Source organism: Nocardia sp. NBC_00881 (assembly GCF_045207455.1).
In the GTDB taxonomy this organism is placed as follows: domain Bacteria; phylum Actinomycetota; class Actinomycetes; order Mycobacteriales; family Mycobacteriaceae; genus Nocardia.
In genome coordinates, this window is the sequence record NZ_CP108798.1 from 3,845,893 (window position 1) to 3,861,233 (window position 15,341).

A 15,341-nucleotide genomic window follows, 5' to 3' on the forward strand; every position below is an offset into this window, starting at 1 on the left:
TGCGTAATCCGCCTCGACTTGGGGATTCGATCCGAAAGTTACTATTGCGTTTACATTTCCGGAGACGTATCTTTGGGGGTGGGTTTATTTCCGATCCATTTAAGCAAGGGGGATGTAGACGATTAGAAAATCGTACAGGAGGCGGGAGCGCCGACGGCGACCTCCTACTCTGTATGCAAATCCGTCACCGGCAACGGTGAGCCGCATTATCAACTGCTGGCAACGTCATCGGCAAACACATCCGTGGCAGCGGCATCCACGTCGAAGCCGGGTCGTGTGAGCATGCAGCCCTGCACTGCCAGCAACATCTTGGACACCTGCGTCCCCGTCAGGACAGCGCCGTCAGCTGTCACTGACTGACGGCCCCGCTGCCACCAGCAGACGTATCGGCCGCGGACGCTATCGAAAAACACCCACGCCCGGCGGCGTACGGCCGCCCAGCCTCGGTCGGGCATGCCCACACCACGTTGGTCATGCCCACACCACACCGACAAGGAAGGCAGCATCATGCCCATCTCTCCCAACCAGGGGTCGACCGGAGGCGGGACCACCGTCACCATCACAGGCACGAATCTCGGCGGCGCCACCGCCGTGCGCTTCGGCTCCAAGCTGGCCACCATCACAGGCAACACACCCACATCGGTCACGGCTGTCTCTCCGTCCGGGACGGGCACGGTCGCGGTGACCGTGACTACCGCGGGCGGGACCAGCAACCCGCTGTCGTTCTTCTACATCGGCGCGCCGTTCAAGTCGACCCTGTCCCCGGTGTCGGGTGTCACCGCCGGGGGCAACACGGTCACGATCACCGGAATCGGATTGTCCACCGCTACTTCGGTCGCTTTCGGTGGTAACACCGCGACTCCGACCGTGGTCAGCGACGGCACCCTGACCGTCGTCGTGCCGGCAGGCGCGGCCGAGGGGTCGGTCGGGGTCAGCGTCACCACCGCGGGTGGCACCAGCAACGGCCTGTCCTACACCTACGTCGACACGCCAACCCTGGGCACCCCGATTCCCACCTCAGGTCCGACTTCCGGCGGCACTGCGGTGACCATCCCCGGCACCGATCTGACGACCACCGAGTCGGTCACGTTCGACGGGGTCGCGGCACCGTTCGACGTCATCTCCGACACGGAGGTCGTCGCGGTCACGCCGCCGGGAGCCGCCGGTGCCGTCGACATCGTGGTCACCACAAGCGGGGGCAGCGCCACCGCCGTCGGTGCCTTCACCTACGTCGCCGGACCCGGCATCTGACCGGACGTCCGGGCGGCCGACGCCCGGACACCGGATGACCGCGGCGTGTCGGCCCCGGGCAGGCTACTCGTTTCCCTGCCCGGGGTCGGCACTTCTCAGCGAAACGATCCGCCCCGGCCCGCATGATTCACGGCCGGACCGGGGCTCTGACCCCCTCTCGAAGGACCACAGTCATGCCAACCATCACTTCCCTCTCTCCGACCTCGGGGCCTGCCTCTGGGAATACCACTGTCACCATCACCGGCACCGGGTTCGTCCCGATTGTCACCACTGTGAAGTTCGGCACGGTGGCGACCTCTTTCACGGTGGACTCCCCCACCAAGATCACGGCCATCGCCCCTCCCGGAACAGGTACGGTGCAGGTCACTGTCACCACGTCGGGTGGTGGCACCAGCAACGGGGTTGCCTACACCTATCTCCCGGTTCCATCCCTGAGCAGCGTGAATCCCACGCAAGGTCCCAGCACCGGAGGGAACACCGTCACCCTCACCGGCACTGGCCTCACGGGGGCCACCGCGGTCTCCTTCGGCAGCACCCCGGCGACCTCGTTCACGGTCAACTCCGACACACAGATCACCGCTGTCGCACCAGCCGGCACCGGTTCCGTGCAAGTCACCGTCACCGGTCCGGGGGGCACCAGTAACGGGGTCTTCTACACCTACGTCGTGGTCCCCACCCTGACCTCGCTCAGCCCCAATCAAGGGCCCGCATCGGGCGGCAACACGGTCACCATCACGGGCACCGGATTCGTCGGTGTCGTCACCAACGTGAAATTCGGCACCGTGGCGACCTCGTTCACCGTCAACTCCCCAACGCAGATCACCGCCATCGCCCCACCCGGAACCGGGACGGTGCAAGTCACGGTCAGCACCTCCGGCGGCACCAGCAACGGTCTCCCCTACACCTACGTCCCGGTACCATCCCTGACCTCCATCAGTCCAACTGCGGGTCCAGTGGCTGGGGGCACGACGGTCATCCTCACCGGCACGGGCCTCACCGGAGCAACCGCGGTCTCCTTCGGAGCCACACCGGCGACCTCGTTCACGGTCAACTCCGCCACACAGATCACCGCGGTCGCACCGGCCGGAACCGGCACAGTGCTGGTCACGGTCACCACTCCAGGCGGCACCAGCAACGGAGTCTTCTACACCTACGTCGCGGTCCCCACCCTGACCTCGATCAGTCCAACGTCAGGTACGGCGGCAGGAGGCACCACAGTGGTCCTCACCGGCACCAACCTCACCGGAGCCACCGCCGTTACCTTCGGAGCCACACCAGCGACCTCGTTCACGGTCAACTCCGCCACACAAATCACCGCGGTCGCACCGGCCGGAACCGGCACAGTGCAAGTCACCGTCACCACCGCAGGCGGCACCAGCAACGGGCTCCCTTACACCTATGTCCCGGTACCTTCCCTGACCTCCATCAGTCCGACTGCGGGTCCAGTGGCTGGGGGCACGACGGTCATCCTCACCGGCACGGGCCTCACCGGAGCCACCACGGTCACCTTCGGAGCCACACCGGCGACCTCGTTCACGGTCAACTCCGCCACACAGATCACCGCGGTCGCACCGGCCGGAACCGGCACAGTGCTGGTCACGGTCACCACTCCAGGCGGCACCAGCAACGGAGTCTTCTACACCTACGTCGCGGTACCTTCGCTGACCTCGATCAGTCCGATAGCAGGTCCGGTAACCGGAGGCACCACAGTGGTCCTCACCGGCACCAACCTCACCGGAGCCACCGCCGTTACCTTCGGTGCCACACCAGCGACCTCGTTCACGGTCAACTCCGCCACACAGATCACCGCGGTCGCACCGGCCGGAACCGGCACAGTGCAAGTCACCGTCACCACCGCAGGCGGCACCAGCAACGGGGTCGCCTACACCTATGTCGCGGTACCTACCTTGATCTCGCTCAGTCCGATCGCAGGTCCGGTAACCGGAGGCACCACGGTCACCCTCACCGGCACCGGCTTCACCGGAGCCACCGCCGTCTCCTTCGGGGCCACACCAGCGACCTCGTTCACCGTCAACTCCGCCACACAAATCACCGCTGTCGCACCCGCCGGAACCGGCACAGCGCTGGTCACCGTCACCACTCCGGGTGGCACGACTGGTGGGGTCGCCTACACCTATGTCGCGGTACCTTCCCTGATCTCGCTCAGTCCGATCGCAGGTCCGGTAACCGGAGGCACCACGGTCACCCTCACCGGCACCGGCTTCACCGGAGCCACCGCCGTCTCCTTCGGGGCCACACCAGCGACCTCGTTCACCGTCAACTCCGCCACACAAATCACCGCTGTCGCACCCGCCGGAACCGGCACAGCGCTGGTCACCGTCACCACTCCGGGTGGCACGACTGGTGGGGTCGCCTACACCTATGTCGCGGTACCTTCCCTGATCTCGCTCAGTCCGATCGCAGGTCCGGTAACCGGAGGCACCACGGTCACCCTCACCGGCACCGGCTTCACCGGAGCCACCGCCGTCTCCTTCGGGGCCACACCAGCGACCTCGTTCACCGTCAACTCCGCCACACAAATCACCGCTGTCGCACCCGCCGGAACCGGCACAGCGCTGGTCACCGTCACCACTCCGGGTGGCACGACTGGTGGGGTCGCCTACACCTATGTCGCGGTACCTTCCCTGATCTCGCTCAGTCCGATCGCAGGTCCGGTAACCGGAGGCACCACGGTCACCCTCACCGGCACCGGCTTCACCGGAGCCACCGCCGTCTCCTTCGGGGCCACACCAGCGACCTCGTTCACCGTCAACTCCGCCACACAAATCACCGCTGTCGCACCCGCCGGAACCGGCACAGCGCTGGTCACCGTCACCACTCCGGGTGGCACGACTGGTGGGGTCGCCTACACCTATGTCGCGGTACCTTCCCTGAGCGCCCTGAGTCCCGCTCTGGGGCCTATCGCGGGGGGGACCAATGTCACTATCACCGGCACAGGTCTCACCGGAGCCACCGCGGTTACCTTCGGGGCCACCCCGGCGACCTCGTTCACCGTCAACTCCGACACACAAATCACCGCAGTGGCACCGGCTGGGATCGGCGCGGTACTGGTCACCGTCACGACCGCAGGCGGCGTCAGTAACGGCCAGTTGTACACCTACGTCACGCTCCCTGCCCTGATTGCCCTCAGTCCGATCGCAGGTCCAGTGGCCGGAGGTACGACTGTCACTCTCACCGGCACCGGTCTCACCGGAGCCACCGGGGTTACCTTCGGAGCCACACCGGCGACCTCGTTCACCGTCAACTCCGATACGCAAATCACCGCGGTCGCCCCCGCCGGGACAGGGGTGGTGCAGGTCGCTGTCACCACTCCGGGTGGCACCAGTAGTGGGATTTTCTACACTTACATCGCCTTGCCCACTATCGGCATCCCGGTCCCCGCTGCCGGTCCGACTGCCGGCGGCACGTCGGTGATTATCCCGGGGACCGCTCTGACGACCACCGATTCGGTCACGTTCGGCGGTGTTCTGGCATCGTTCACCGTCAACTCCGACACGCAGCTCGTCGCGGTCACCCCGCCGGGAGCCGCTGGTGCCGTCGACATCGGGGTTACCACCGCCGGAGGCACCGTCACCGCGACCGGTGCCTTCACCTACGTCGCCGGACCTGGCATCTGACCGGATGAGGCCAGACGCCGCCATGGGCAGACTGCTCGTTCCTGCTCAGGGCGGCGGTTCGGCCGCACAGGCTTACCTCGCTGTTCCCACGGTTGGGCGGGGGTTCTGGCATCGGATTCGATCATGCGCTCGAGGCAACGAATATCGCGGTCGACAAACCCCGGCAGCCGGACGGAGTTTTCGAGGTAATTCAATTTCATGCCCATCGCCAACAGCAACCAACATCATCTCTTCCGGGTCTCGCACTCCCGCGAGACCGATCACGACACCGCCGTGTAGGTGATCATCCAGCCGCGCGAATGCATCAGATCGACATCGATCGAGACCAGTTCGATGGTGTCGGGCACATTCCTAGCTTTCGATTGCGCCGCCTCTACCGGACACCGCGCCAAACGCCGGCAACAGTCTCCGTGTGACGGCATCAGACCAACCCCTGCACGACCCGCAGGGTCGAGAGAAGGAGAAAAAATGGGCAAGTTTCTGCGCAATCTCGGCGCATACAACAAGACCACCGCCGCCGCGCTCGGCTCCGGGGCCGCCCTGGCTACCGCGCTGCTCGGTCTCGGCAACCTGCTGCCGGAATCCTTGGCAGGCTGGCTGACCGCCGGTGCCGCCGGAGCTACCACGGTAGCGGTGTTCATGATCCGCAATCAGGGACTCGTCGACCAGCTCGGCGACCGGGCGGCAGATCTCCTGAATCAGTGAGCTACGAACCGCCGGGGACCAATGCGCCGCAACCCCTTCGAAGCGCTGCTGTGCGTCATCTTCGGCGACCCGGATCATCGGTCACGGTATCGCGTTCCTATGGAAGCGCCAGCAGGTGTGGCACGGCTTCAGGCGACTCGGTGAACTTCAGCGACAGGGGGCGCTATGAATGTCACGGCATCGCCGCTGTTCTCGATTCTCGTGCTCGTCGCCGGCAGCTCGGTGCTGTCGGCGATGGTCACCACGCTGGCGAATCGCAAGTCGATCGACGCGAATACGACGAAAACGAAAGCCGACGCGGCGAAAACCTTGTCCGACACCGCCATCGCCCAAAGCCAGCAGATGGCCGGGCAGATCGGTGAATTGCGCCAGGCGCTTCGCGCACATCGGGAATGGGATAAGAAAATGGTACTCAAGGCCCAGCAGGCAGGTCTCGACTTCGACGAGCCTCCTGAGCTCTGGCTCTGACCACCACGAGAAGGTCCCCTTCCACCAATCATGTGGAAGGGGACCTTGTCGCGTTCCGGCGGCCCTCACGTCGCGACCGCCGCACCCGGACCCGGACGCCGCGTCAGGAGGCGGGGACCAGCTCCTGGGTGATGGCACCGACGAAGTCGGCGAGATCGCCCGGGTTACGCGACGTGATCAGCGTCCACCCGTCCTCCGGTGACTGCACGCGCGGTTCGTCGACCCACGCTCCCCCGGCATTGGTGATGTCGGTGCGTAGCGAAAAATACGAGGTCAGGGTCTTTCCGGGCAGCAAACCGGCGTCGACGAGCAGCCAGGGGCCGTGGCAGATCGCGGCGATCGGCTTGCCCGCGTTCGCGAACTCTTGGGCCAGTTCGACGGCTCGCTCGGTGACCCGCAGTTTGTCGGCGTTCACCGTGCCGCCAGGCACCACCAGCACGTCGAAATCGTTCCCCGATACCTCATCGAGCGACGAATCGGGCTGCACAGCAGCATCTTTGTTCACGTCAAGGTGGAAGGTCTGCACCTGTTCCCGCTTCGGCGCGGCATGCGTGACCTGCGCGCCTCGTTTGCGAAGTTCGTCGCGCGGCACCAGCAGTTCGTCCCGTTCCACCCCCGTATTCGAGGTGATGATCAGGACCCGCACATCATTCAGCTGATCGGGCATGAGCAGCTCCTTTCGTGCTCGAGATGGTCTCCTACATCGGTCATGCCGCGGGTGGGCCCGGCTAAACCTTCGCGGGTCGCGTGGGAGGTCACCTCCCTTCCTGCGTGGGCAGGAAGGTCGCGGACAGGTGCTCCTGGGCCAAGCGGCGCAGGGCGGAGAGGAGGGTGTCGCCGAGGATAGTTCCGACGATGGCGGTTTCGGTCATCCGCTCCAGGTCGGGTTCATTGCGGACCAGGTCGAGGTCGGTGGCGGCGATGGCTTCGCTGGCGGTGGCGTAGTCATCGATCGCGGCGACCACGTCGGCGTGGCCGAGCAGCCGCAGCGCGGCACAGACGTCGACGAGGGTGCCACGGGCGGGGCTCTCCTCGTCGATGTGCCAGCCACGCCGGTCGAGCAATGCCGCGACGTCCCCCGCGGCGGCCTCGCGTTGCTCATCACCAACCGGCGATCTGCGCCCACCCAGCGCGTACTGCACATGGCCGAGCGAGTCCCGCGCGGACAGGCTGCCGCTGCCGAGCACCGCGAGCAGCTCCTTGGCCGCTCCGACGGAAAGGCCACCGATATCCACGAGCGCCCGGATCAGCCGCAGGCGGCTGACGTGGTCGTCGCTGTATTCGGCCTGGTTGTGGTGGGTACGCACGCCGGAAGGCAGCAGACCCTCGCGTACGTAGTACTTGATCGTCGCGGCAGGGACACCGCTGGCGCGGCTGAGTTCGGCGATCCGCATCGGTCTCCTCTGGCTTGGTCCATGTATTGACAGTGGGAAGTACAGCTATCCATAATCAGAGTCGATAGTACAACTATCGATAGTTATCGTTTCGGAAAGTTGGCAGTATGACTTCCCCTTCCCCCGCATTGCCTTGGCATCGTCCGCTGATGCTGCTCGCCGTCGCGATGGCAATCCTCACCGTCGCGTCGGCCGCGGCCATGGTCATCGACGACCGCACCCTCACCGGACTGCCGATCTGGGCCAAATCCGTGAAATTCGCACTGTCCGTGCTGATCTACGCCGTCACATGGTCGTGGCTCATCGCCCAGCTCACCCGCCTGCGGCGGCTCGCGTGGTGGGCGGGAACGGTCGCGGCGGGCGGGCTCGCGCTGGAACTGGTCGTCATCGTCACCCAGATCGTGCGCGGGACCACCAGCCACTTCAATTTCACGACGCCGTTGAACGCCGCGCTGTGGGAGACCATGGGCTCGTCGATCGTGGGAGTCTGGCTCGCCACACTGGTCGTGTCCGTTGCGCTGTTCGCCAACCCGACGGCGGATCGCGCCCGCGATACGGCGATCCGATACGGCACCGTGCTGTCGCTGGCCGGCGCGGCACTCGGGATCCTGATGGTGCGGGAAACACCTGCGCAGCGGGCGACGGGCGGCTCGATCAGCGGAGCGCACACCGTCGGTCCTGCCGATGGCGGACCCGGCTTACCGATCCTCGGTTGGAGCACCGTCGGAGGCGATCTGCGCATTCCGCACTTCATCGGAATGCACGCGTTACAAGCGATGCCACTGGTGCTGATCGTCTTGGAGTTGGGAGCGCGGCGGATTCCGGTATTGCGGTCGATGGAGACCAGGCGAACGCTCGTCGTGATTGCCTCGGCGACCTACGGCGCCCTGCTCGCCGTGCTGACCTGGCAGGCGCTGCGCGGCCAGTCGGTGGTCCATCCGGACGTGGCGACGCTGCTCGCTTTCGGCGTAATCGGCATTGCCGCAACAGTGTCGGGAGTCCTGACAGTACGTCCGAAACAGGTTGACTCGCAGCATGTCTCAGCAGGCGCGGCCCGATGACGAACCTGCTCTTCGACATCACATTCTGGTTCGCGACGCCGTTCTGGGCACTGATGGTCCTGGCGCCGAGGTGGCGACAGACGAGTGCCGTTGTCACATCACCGCTGATCTGTGTGCCGCCACTGGTGATCTACACGGCGCTGATCGTGCCGAAGGTCGGCGCGTTCGCCGGTGTGTTGATCGACCCCGATCTGGCTGGGCTGCAATCTGTTCTCGGCGACGGAACAGGCGCTGCGGCTGCATGGGCGCATTTCGTCGCGCTCGACCTGTTTCTCGGTCGCTGGATCTTTCTCGACAGCCGCACCCGCGGTCTTCCACCGCTGCTGATCAGCCCGCTGCTGGTGCTCACGATCCTGTTCGCGCCGATCGGCGTCCTGCTCTACCTGCTCATCCGATCCACCCGCACACCGCGGCCGGTGTCCGACCGGCCCATCTCCCTGGAGGCATGATGGAAACCCTCATCGTTCTGCTGACCACCCTGATCGTCCTGCGCGCGGCGGGCGGGCTCGGCGCACGCCGATTCGGCGCGTGGCCCACCTGCGCCGCCTACGCCCTCGGCGTGATGCTGATCATGACCGGCACAACACATTTCCTTCCTGAGGCGTTGGCCGACTCTCCCGCGCCGACCCATACGGACTTCATTCCGATGGTGCCGCCGTTCGTGCCGTTTCCCAGCTTGATGGTCTACCTGACCGGCGCGCTGGAACTACTCGGCGCGGTCGGCCTGTTCCTCGCGAATACCCGCCGATCGGCCGGGCTCGGGCTTGTCGCGCTGTTGCTCGTGATGCTGCCCGCCAACATCTACGTCGCCGTGTCCGACGTCCCGTTCAACGGCGCACCCGCGACACCACTGTGGGCGCGGATTCCGGAGCAGGTGCTGTATATCGGCGTCGCACTGTGGGCGGCGGGAGCGCTTCGGTTCGGGCGAGGAGGCGGCGGTGCCGCCGCATCATCCACGCGGGCCGTGGTCCGCACCGAGAGAGCTGCCTGACAGCGCGAAGGGCGAGTGCGAGCACTCGCCCTGTCGGTCATTCAACGGACGCGCTGGTCAGCTCACTTGTCCGCGGTCAGCACACCCGACGCACCCCAACTGTCGGTGGGGACCTCGTGGATCCAGACCTGCACGGTCTCCGCCGGGATCGCGTAGGCGCTGACGAACGCTTCGGTGATCTGGCGAACCAGTTCCCGCTTCAATTCGACGGTGCGCGGGCCCTGTTGAACGGTCACGATCGGCATTGCCATCTCCTTCACTACACATTTCTCGGACGGGTTCCAGTCCATCCGAAATCGCGGAAGCGACCAAGGATCAGTTCGTATTCGCAGCGATCAGGAATCGTGATCGCCGGACCTTGCTCTGGCCCCTATCAGGCGAGGGAGACTGGTGCCGTGGAATTGCGCCAACTGCGGTACTTCGTCACCGTCGCCGAGGAGCTGCACTTCGGGCGGGCCGCCGAGCGGCTGCACATCGTTCAGGCGGCGGTGAGCCAGCAGATCCGCAAGCTGGAGCGGGAACTCGCGGTCGAGTTGTTCGATCGATCCCCGCGCCGGGTCCGGCTCACCGCGGCTGGTCAACTGTTTCTGCCCGAAGCGCGCGCCGTGCTCGCCGCCGAGAGTCGCGCGCGTGCCACGATCGCGGAGTTGTCGAACCCCCGATCCACCCCGATCCGCCTCGGGACCAGCGACGGCCTCGGCGAGCATCTGGACCTCGTCCTCGAGGCGCTGGCTCGGCTCAGCCCGCCGGTGCGGGTGGAACTGACGTCCGCGCCCACCCGAACCAGACTGGACCAGGTCCGCACCTGCGCCCTGGACGCCACGTTTGTCCGTGGCGTCACGGAGCGTCCGGAACTGCGTCTGATCCCTGTGTGGCAGGACCGCATCGCCCTCGCGCTGCCGATCAACCATCCACTGTCCGACGCGCCGACGGTCGACCTCGGCGAGCTGGCCGGGATGCCGTTGCGCCTGGCCGACCGCACCCGCAACGCGCCGCTGCACGATGTGATGGTCGCGGCGTGCCGCGCCGCCGGGTTCGAGCCGGTGTTCGGGCCGCCCTTCACCACGATGCAGGACACGTTGGCCATGGTCGGCGGCAGCGCCGACACCTGGACAGTCGTGTACGAGGCGCATGCGCGCCGCCTGCCGACTGCACGCGTGGCGTTCCGTGCCACGGCGACACCGATTGTCATGACGACGTCACTGGTGGTGTCGGAAACGAATCCGCCGTGGTGCTTCGACCATTTGATCCAGGCTTGTGATCACCGTATTTGACTGCGGCACATTGCTATTCAGATGCGACGCCTGCCTCGCCGTTCGCGTCGGAGCTGAGCATCCCGGCGCCCGTCACCTGTCTTCGGCGCCGATGTGCTCCGGGCGGATGCCCAGTCCGATGAAGCGGCCCATGGCGTGGCGCAGAGGCGGCAGTGCGTTGAATGCGCGGAAGATCCACGGCGTGCGCGGCGGCGTATCGTCGTCGAGGTGTTTCGGGTAGAGGTCGCGAAGAATTGCCACCTGGAATGCCTGGGTCAGTTTGACCGGTAGTTCGCGGCGTGCCTGGACGGCGCGAAGGTGGCGGGTCGTCACACCGCCTGCCAGCAGTGGTGGACCGAGAAGATTCGCGGCCGCGACGGCGTCTTGGATGGCGAGGTTGATGCCGACGCCGCCCGCGGGTGACATGGCATGTGCGGCGTCGCCGATACACAGCAGACCGTCGCGGTACCAGGTCGTCAATCTGTCGACGCGAACGGAGAGTTCATGTACATCGTTCCAGTCGGTCAGCTCGTGCATCCGGTCGCGTAGGGCGGGTGCCAGCGCGACGATCCTGCGGTGCAGTTCGGCGATTCCGCGTTCGCGCAGCGCCGCGTACGCTCCGGCCGGAATGGTGTAGGCGATCTGCCAGTAGTCCCCGCGGTCGATGGCAACCATCGCCCCCTTGCCGCTCTGGAAGAACTCCACCCGGTCACTCGGTGAGCGGGAAAGCCGGAACCACAGCACATCCATGGGTGGGGAGCTCGTCGCGAGCCGCAGGCCACTCGACTGCCGCACGGCCGAGTGCCTGCCGTCCGCACCGACCACCAGATCGGCTCTGATCGTGAGCGGCCCTTCGGGAGTATCGGCGCGGACTCCGCGCACTCGATCGTTCTCGATGATCAGACCGGTGACCTCGGCGCGGCGAACAAGCCGGAACGTTTCGTAGGACGTGGCTTTCGCGGAGAGAAAATCGAGGAACTCCCACTGCGGCAGGAAAGCGATGTACGGGCTGCTCACCTTCAGTCGGCGGAAATCCGCGATGCTGACCACGTCGTGGCCGACCGACGCGGTGACCTGATCCATCCTGGAATGCGGGAGGCGGTGGAATTCCTCGAGCCAACCCAGCTCATTGATCAGCTCTTGCGTCGACGGATGTATGGTGTCGCCCCGGAAGTCTCGCAGGAAGTCGGCGTGCTTCTCCAGCACAGTGATCCGTACGCCCTGCCTCGCGAGCAGTAGTCCCAGCATCATTCCCGCGGGCCCACCGCCCACCACACAGCACGTCGTCATGCCCTCACCCATTGAGCTCGGCCCCTTGCGCGACAACCCCGAACAAGACGATGTCGACGAGCTCGTCGACATCGGTCGCCGATGCGCTCCGCGCGCCGACCGCCACCGCCGCGAACAACGCGTTCGCCGCCGCGCCGCAGTCGTGCGGCCGCAACTCCCCCGCTTCGACTCTGGATCGAAGGTAGTCGGTCAGCATCGACTGTCCTTCCTCGACGAAATCGTTCATGGCGGTGCGGATTTCGTCATGCGCACGGCTCGCCGTGAAGAACAGATCCACCAGCTGCGCGTTCTCCGAGAGAACCTGCTGGAATCCCGCGACGACCCGCCGAAGCACCTCCGCGGCAGGCTGATCGGCGGTTCCCGCGAGCAGCTCGCGCAACCGCGGGACGAAACCGCGCTCCCGCAGCACTGTGGTGATCAGATCGGTCTTCGACTCGAAGTAGTGGTACACAAGCCCGGGCGTGATTCCCGCCCGGGCCGCGATGTCCTTGATCGAGGCCCCATCCACCCCTTTGTCGGCGAATACCGCCAACGCGGTGTCCATCAGATCCTCCCGCCGCCGCTCGGCCTGCTCGCGTCTCGTAGCCATTTTCACCTCAATTGACTAATCGTTCATTCAATGAATGCGACAATAAGGCAGGTCGCCCCGACAGGCAACCCGCGGTCCCCGTAGTACTCGGCTCCACGAGGGCGAGGCCCTGCACGCGCTCGAGCGCGACCTGCCCTACGCGCGCGAGGGTGCCATCCAGGTCCGGCTCCTGGAACTTCTTCCCCGCCATCGAGGTCGACTCGAAGGTGTCAGCGCTGGTACCTGAGGCGCTCGGCGGCAGCCAGAATGGGGGAGACTGCGGCCGTGGCGGCTGCTCCAAGCCAGGTGTCGGTGGCCAGTATCCATCGGACGGTCTTCATGGCCAGGGTCAGGACTTCGCTGCCGCGGAGGCGCATATCCGCCTCGAACTGGCTGATTGCCACGGTGAGGGTGGTGGTGCCGGCGGCGACCTCACGCAGATGCTCCACCAGGCTTGCGGCATCGCGGATGGCTGCCCCAGCTCCCATACCGGCGGTGGGCGGGGTCGCGTGGACGGCGTCGCCGAGCGCGGTGATAGGTCCGGCCGGCCACGGGGCTAGGTCTTGTACCCGAGACGAGGCCGCATTGAACCGGAACGCGGCCACACTGTCCGGATCGGCACGGGCGATCACCTCGAGTGAGCGTTCACTCCATCCCTGCCGGCGGAACCTGGCCAGCAGCGCGGTCTGTAGCGCGGCACCGCGGGTGTTACGCATCGAGTCGGTATCGGCGGACTCGGGAAACATGGCTCCCCAGATGTAGGTGGGGCCGTTCGTGACCGCCGCCCGGAGATCGGGTGCGTCAAGTACAGCGTTACCCACCGGGTCGAGGAAGCCGACGTAGAGCGCCGCGCCCCGAGGGCCGATCGCCAACCCCGACCGCGGTCCGAGCCGTTGTCGCTCCACCGGGCTGAGGTCGTTGACGGAGGTCCTCCCGGAAAAGCCGATGATGCCAGCGGGCGCGTTGGTGGGGCCGCCGGCCAGATGACGGGCTACCAGCGAGTGTGTGCCGTCCGCACCCACCAGCACATCACACTGAACAGGTGACCCGTCGGCGAATATCACCAGCGGTGTCCCGTCCTGGGCGCGGCCGATCTCGGTGACGGCTCGGCCCAGATGGAGATCGTCGCCGACCGCCTCAGCCAGAAGAGTCCGCAGGGTGATGCGGTCGATGTCGACGCTCGGGTTGTCGCCGAGGTGCGGCCCGTGGCCCAGCACTCGGCCGTGCCGGTCCCAGAGCGCGTCCCTGGCTCGCAGACGCAGCGCTGATGCCGACGCCAGCAGCCGTTCGAAGATCTCCGGCGCGACGAGCTCCCGCAGTGCCGACTGTGCCCGACGATCGAGTGTGATGTGGTAGCCCCCGGTCGCTGCCACGTCGGTGTCGCGGTCGAAGACCGCTACGTCGAACCCATGGCGGCGCAGGCCGGCGGCCAGCGCCAAGCCACCGATCCCGCCTCCGACGATGATGATGCGCATCCTGTTTCGGCTCCTCTTACTGATGTCGGACAACCTTCGGGGTGACCTTGCCATCGGTAGTGGACATGGAGTGGCCATAACCGGTCATCATGTGATGGTGGCCGATACCTCACGGCGGGCGCTGCGATTGCTGTCGCTGCTTGCCGCACGCCGACGCTGGTCGCTGAGCGAACTCGCCGCCAGGCTCGACGTCAGCGAACGCACCGTCCGGCGCGACATCGAGACACTGCGGTTGCTCGACTACCCGGTCACGACCATCCACGGGCCAGCCGGTGGCTATGAACTGGGCGCTGGCCACGCGCTGCGGCCGCTGCTGTTCGACGACGAGCAGGCTCTGGCCGTCGCGGTCGCTCTGCAGACCGCGCCTGGCACTGTCTTCGGCCTGGGGTTGGACGCTGCACGGGCACTGGACACCCTCGAGCAGGTGATGCCGGCCCGGCTGCGGGCGACCATGGAGTCGCTGCAGCTGACCAGGCTGCAGAACTACTGGGAGTTCCCGGCGCCACCTATCGCCTCGGGTGCGCTGAAAGTCGTGGGCAGCGCGGTACGCCACCACCATGTGCTCGTCGTCGAATCGCTGCGTGCCGACGGCACGCGCCCCGAACCCCGCGATGCCGATTTCACCCCTCCGCGCCGCATCGAGCCCCACCACCTGGTCGTCTGGGCCGGACGGTGGTACCTGGTCGCCTACGACCTCGCGGCAAGCACTTGGCGCGTGCACCGCGTCGACCGGCTCCACCTCCACACGCCGCCAGGCACCCCGTTCACCCCCAGAGACTTCCCAGGCAGCGACGTCGCCCACTTCGTCATGACCAGCCACGACCGAGGCGACAGCCTCGCCGCGTGGCAATGCACAGGAACCGCACGCCTGCACCTGGCGGCCGAGACGGTGGCCCGCTGGGCGCCCGGCGGATCAGTCGTCGAGCACCTCGACCCCCATCACTGTCGCCTCACCATCGGAGCCTGGTCCTGGGCCGGTGTCGCAGGAATTCTCGCCACCTTCGACACCGACCTCACCGACGTGGAACCACCTGAGTTGGTCGAAGCCTGCCGCCGCCTCATGAAGCGGTGGAGGACTATAGCGAGCACCACCTCTGAGAAGTGAAACTCGACAACCGATCTCATAAACGGTCCTTTCTGAAAGACGAACCGCCGGAGAGCCCGGTGGACGCCGCGACACCAGCACTACCCAAGGGCGATCGAACAGGCCCACACCGAGTTCACCACCGATCAGGCGAACGCCTGAC

Annotated in this window: 15 protein-coding genes; 9 read left to right on the forward strand and 6 right to left on the reverse strand. The window is 66.2% G+C overall.

Annotated elements, in window-relative coordinates; all coding sequences use genetic code 11:
* The first annotated feature begins 507 nt into the window (after positions 1-507).
* The 4 genes from OH799_RS16070 to OH799_RS16085 all read left to right on the forward strand — a co-directional run bounded on the left by OH799_RS16070 (position 508) and on the right by OH799_RS16085 (position 6,062).
* Positions 508-1,251 (forward strand): IPT/TIG domain-containing protein, encoded by a 744-nt coding sequence (locus OH799_RS16070; RefSeq protein WP_406281030.1) that lies wholly within the window; start codon positions 508-510, stop codon positions 1,249-1,251.
* Between the two features lie 173 nt (positions 1,252-1,424).
* Entirely contained in the window at positions 1,425-4,889 is a 3,465-nt protein-coding gene (locus OH799_RS16075; RefSeq protein ID WP_406281032.1) for a beta strand repeat-containing protein, read from the forward strand.
* Between the two features lie 468 nt (positions 4,890-5,357).
* Positions 5,358-5,594 (forward strand): hypothetical protein, encoded by a 237-nt coding sequence (locus OH799_RS16080; protein ID WP_406281034.1) that lies wholly within the window; start codon positions 5,358-5,360, stop codon positions 5,592-5,594.
* Positions 5,595-5,795: 201 nt separating this feature from the next.
* Entirely contained in the window at positions 5,796-6,062 is a 267-nt protein-coding gene (locus OH799_RS16085; protein WP_406281036.1) for a hypothetical protein, read from the forward strand.
* Between the two features lie 103 nt (positions 6,063-6,165).
* On the opposite strand, the gene OH799_RS16090 is transcribed toward OH799_RS16085, so the two are convergent.
* Both OH799_RS16090 and OH799_RS16095 read right to left on the reverse strand, forming a co-directional pair.
* The gene (locus OH799_RS16090) at positions 6,166-6,729 is read right to left on the reverse strand and encodes a type 1 glutamine amidotransferase domain-containing protein (RefSeq protein WP_406281038.1); all 564 of its coding nucleotides are present in this window, start codon (positions 6,727-6,729) and stop codon (positions 6,166-6,168) included.
* A gap of 88 nt (positions 6,730-6,817) precedes the next feature.
* The gene (locus OH799_RS16095; protein WP_406281040.1) at positions 6,818-7,456 is read right to left on the reverse strand and encodes a MerR family transcriptional regulator; all 639 of its coding nucleotides are present in this window, start codon (positions 7,454-7,456) and stop codon (positions 6,818-6,820) included.
* A 107-nt stretch (positions 7,457-7,563) separates the two neighbouring features.
* On the opposite strand from OH799_RS16095, the gene OH799_RS16100 reads away from it, so the two are divergent.
* Genes OH799_RS16100 through OH799_RS16110 form a run of 3 tightly spaced genes read left to right on the forward strand, consistent with a single transcriptional unit; the run spans position 7,564 to position 9,508 of the window.
* Positions 7,564-8,517, forward strand: a complete 954-nt coding sequence (locus tag OH799_RS16100) for a hypothetical protein (RefSeq protein WP_406281042.1) — start codon at positions 7,564-7,566, stop codon at positions 8,515-8,517.
* Positions 8,514-8,966 carry an ABA4-like family protein gene (locus tag OH799_RS16105; protein ID WP_406281044.1) on the forward strand — a complete coding sequence of 151 codons (453 nt, stop codon included), beginning with the start codon at positions 8,514-8,516 and terminating at the stop codon, positions 8,964-8,966. Before OH799_RS16100 ends, OH799_RS16105 begins: the two co-directional genes overlap by 4 nt.
* A complete protein-coding gene (locus OH799_RS16110) occupies positions 8,963-9,508 on the forward strand; it encodes a hypothetical protein (protein WP_406281046.1) in 546 nt (181 codons plus the stop codon). The genes OH799_RS16105 and OH799_RS16110 overlap by 4 nt, the downstream gene beginning before the upstream one ends.
* Positions 9,509-9,570: 62 nt before the next feature.
* Here OH799_RS16110 and dmpI read toward each other — a convergent pair whose 3' ends face one another.
* Entirely contained in the window at positions 9,571-9,753 is a 183-nt protein-coding gene (gene dmpI / locus OH799_RS16115) for a 4-oxalocrotonate tautomerase DmpI (RefSeq protein WP_406281048.1), read from the reverse strand.
* A 150-nt stretch (positions 9,754-9,903) separates the two neighbouring features.
* On the opposite strand from dmpI, the gene OH799_RS16120 reads away from it, so the two are divergent.
* Entirely contained in the window at positions 9,904-10,782 is an 879-nt protein-coding gene (locus OH799_RS16120) for a LysR family transcriptional regulator (protein ID WP_406281050.1), read from the forward strand.
* Positions 10,783-10,854: 72 nt separating this feature from the next.
* On the opposite strand, the gene OH799_RS16125 is transcribed toward OH799_RS16120, so the two are convergent.
* From OH799_RS16125 to OH799_RS16135, 3 genes are all read right to left on the reverse strand, one after another.
* On the reverse strand, positions 10,855-12,063 hold the full coding sequence (locus OH799_RS16125) for an FAD-dependent oxidoreductase (RefSeq protein ID WP_406281052.1): 1,209 nt from the start codon (positions 12,061-12,063) through the stop codon (positions 10,855-10,857).
* A complete protein-coding gene (locus tag OH799_RS16130; protein ID WP_406281054.1) occupies positions 12,056-12,640 on the reverse strand; it encodes a TetR/AcrR family transcriptional regulator in 585 nt (194 codons plus the stop codon). Before OH799_RS16130 ends, OH799_RS16125 begins: the two co-directional genes overlap by 8 nt.
* A gap of 209 nt (positions 12,641-12,849) precedes the next feature.
* Positions 12,850-14,094: an FAD-dependent oxidoreductase gene (locus tag OH799_RS16135; protein ID WP_406281056.1), complete on the reverse strand. Its 1,245-nt coding sequence runs from the start codon at positions 14,092-14,094 to the stop codon at positions 12,850-12,852.
* 97 nt (positions 14,095-14,191) lie between these two features.
* Between OH799_RS16135 and OH799_RS16140 the strand changes: the two genes are divergently transcribed.
* Entirely contained in the window at positions 14,192-15,199 is a 1,008-nt protein-coding gene (locus OH799_RS16140) for a helix-turn-helix transcriptional regulator (protein WP_406281058.1), read from the forward strand.
* The last annotated feature ends 142 nt before the right edge of the window (positions 15,200-15,341 follow it).

What these genes read in the sequence shown, in the direction of transcription:
- OH799_RS16110 (WP_406281046.1), top strand. Translation starts at nt 8,963, where the DNA reads ATGATGGAAACCCTCATCGTTCTGCTGACCACCCTGATCGTCCTGCGC.
- OH799_RS16080 (WP_406281034.1), top strand. Translation starts at nt 5,358, where the DNA reads ATGGGCAAGTTTCTGCGCAATCTCGGCGCATACAACAAGACCACCGCC.
- OH799_RS16135 (WP_406281056.1), bottom strand. Translation starts at nt 14,094, where the DNA reads ATGCGCATCATCATCGTCGGAGGCGGGATCGGTGGCTTGGCGCTGGCC.
- OH799_RS16130 (WP_406281054.1), bottom strand. Translation starts at nt 12,640, where the DNA reads ATGGCTACGAGACGCGAGCAGGCCGAGCGGCGGCGGGAGGATCTGATG.
- OH799_RS16095 (WP_406281040.1), bottom strand. Translation starts at nt 7,456, where the DNA reads ATGCGGATCGCCGAACTCAGCCGCGCCAGCGGTGTCCCTGCCGCGACG.
- OH799_RS16100 (WP_406281042.1), top strand. Translation starts at nt 7,564, where the DNA reads ATGACTTCCCCTTCCCCCGCATTGCCTTGGCATCGTCCGCTGATGCTG.
- OH799_RS16075 (WP_406281032.1), top strand. Translation starts at nt 1,425, where the DNA reads ATGCCAACCATCACTTCCCTCTCTCCGACCTCGGGGCCTGCCTCTGGG.
- OH799_RS16105 (WP_406281044.1), top strand. Translation starts at nt 8,514, where the DNA reads ATGACGAACCTGCTCTTCGACATCACATTCTGGTTCGCGACGCCGTTC.
- OH799_RS16070 (WP_406281030.1), top strand. Translation starts at nt 508, where the DNA reads ATGCCCATCTCTCCCAACCAGGGGTCGACCGGAGGCGGGACCACCGTC.
- OH799_RS16125 (WP_406281052.1), bottom strand. Translation starts at nt 12,063, where the DNA reads ATGGGTGAGGGCATGACGACGTGCTGTGTGGTGGGCGGTGGGCCCGCG.
- dmpI (WP_406281048.1), bottom strand. Translation starts at nt 9,753, where the DNA reads ATGCCGATCGTGACCGTTCAACAGGGCCCGCGCACCGTCGAATTGAAG.
- OH799_RS16090 (WP_406281038.1), bottom strand. Translation starts at nt 6,729, where the DNA reads ATGCCCGATCAGCTGAATGATGTGCGGGTCCTGATCATCACCTCGAAT.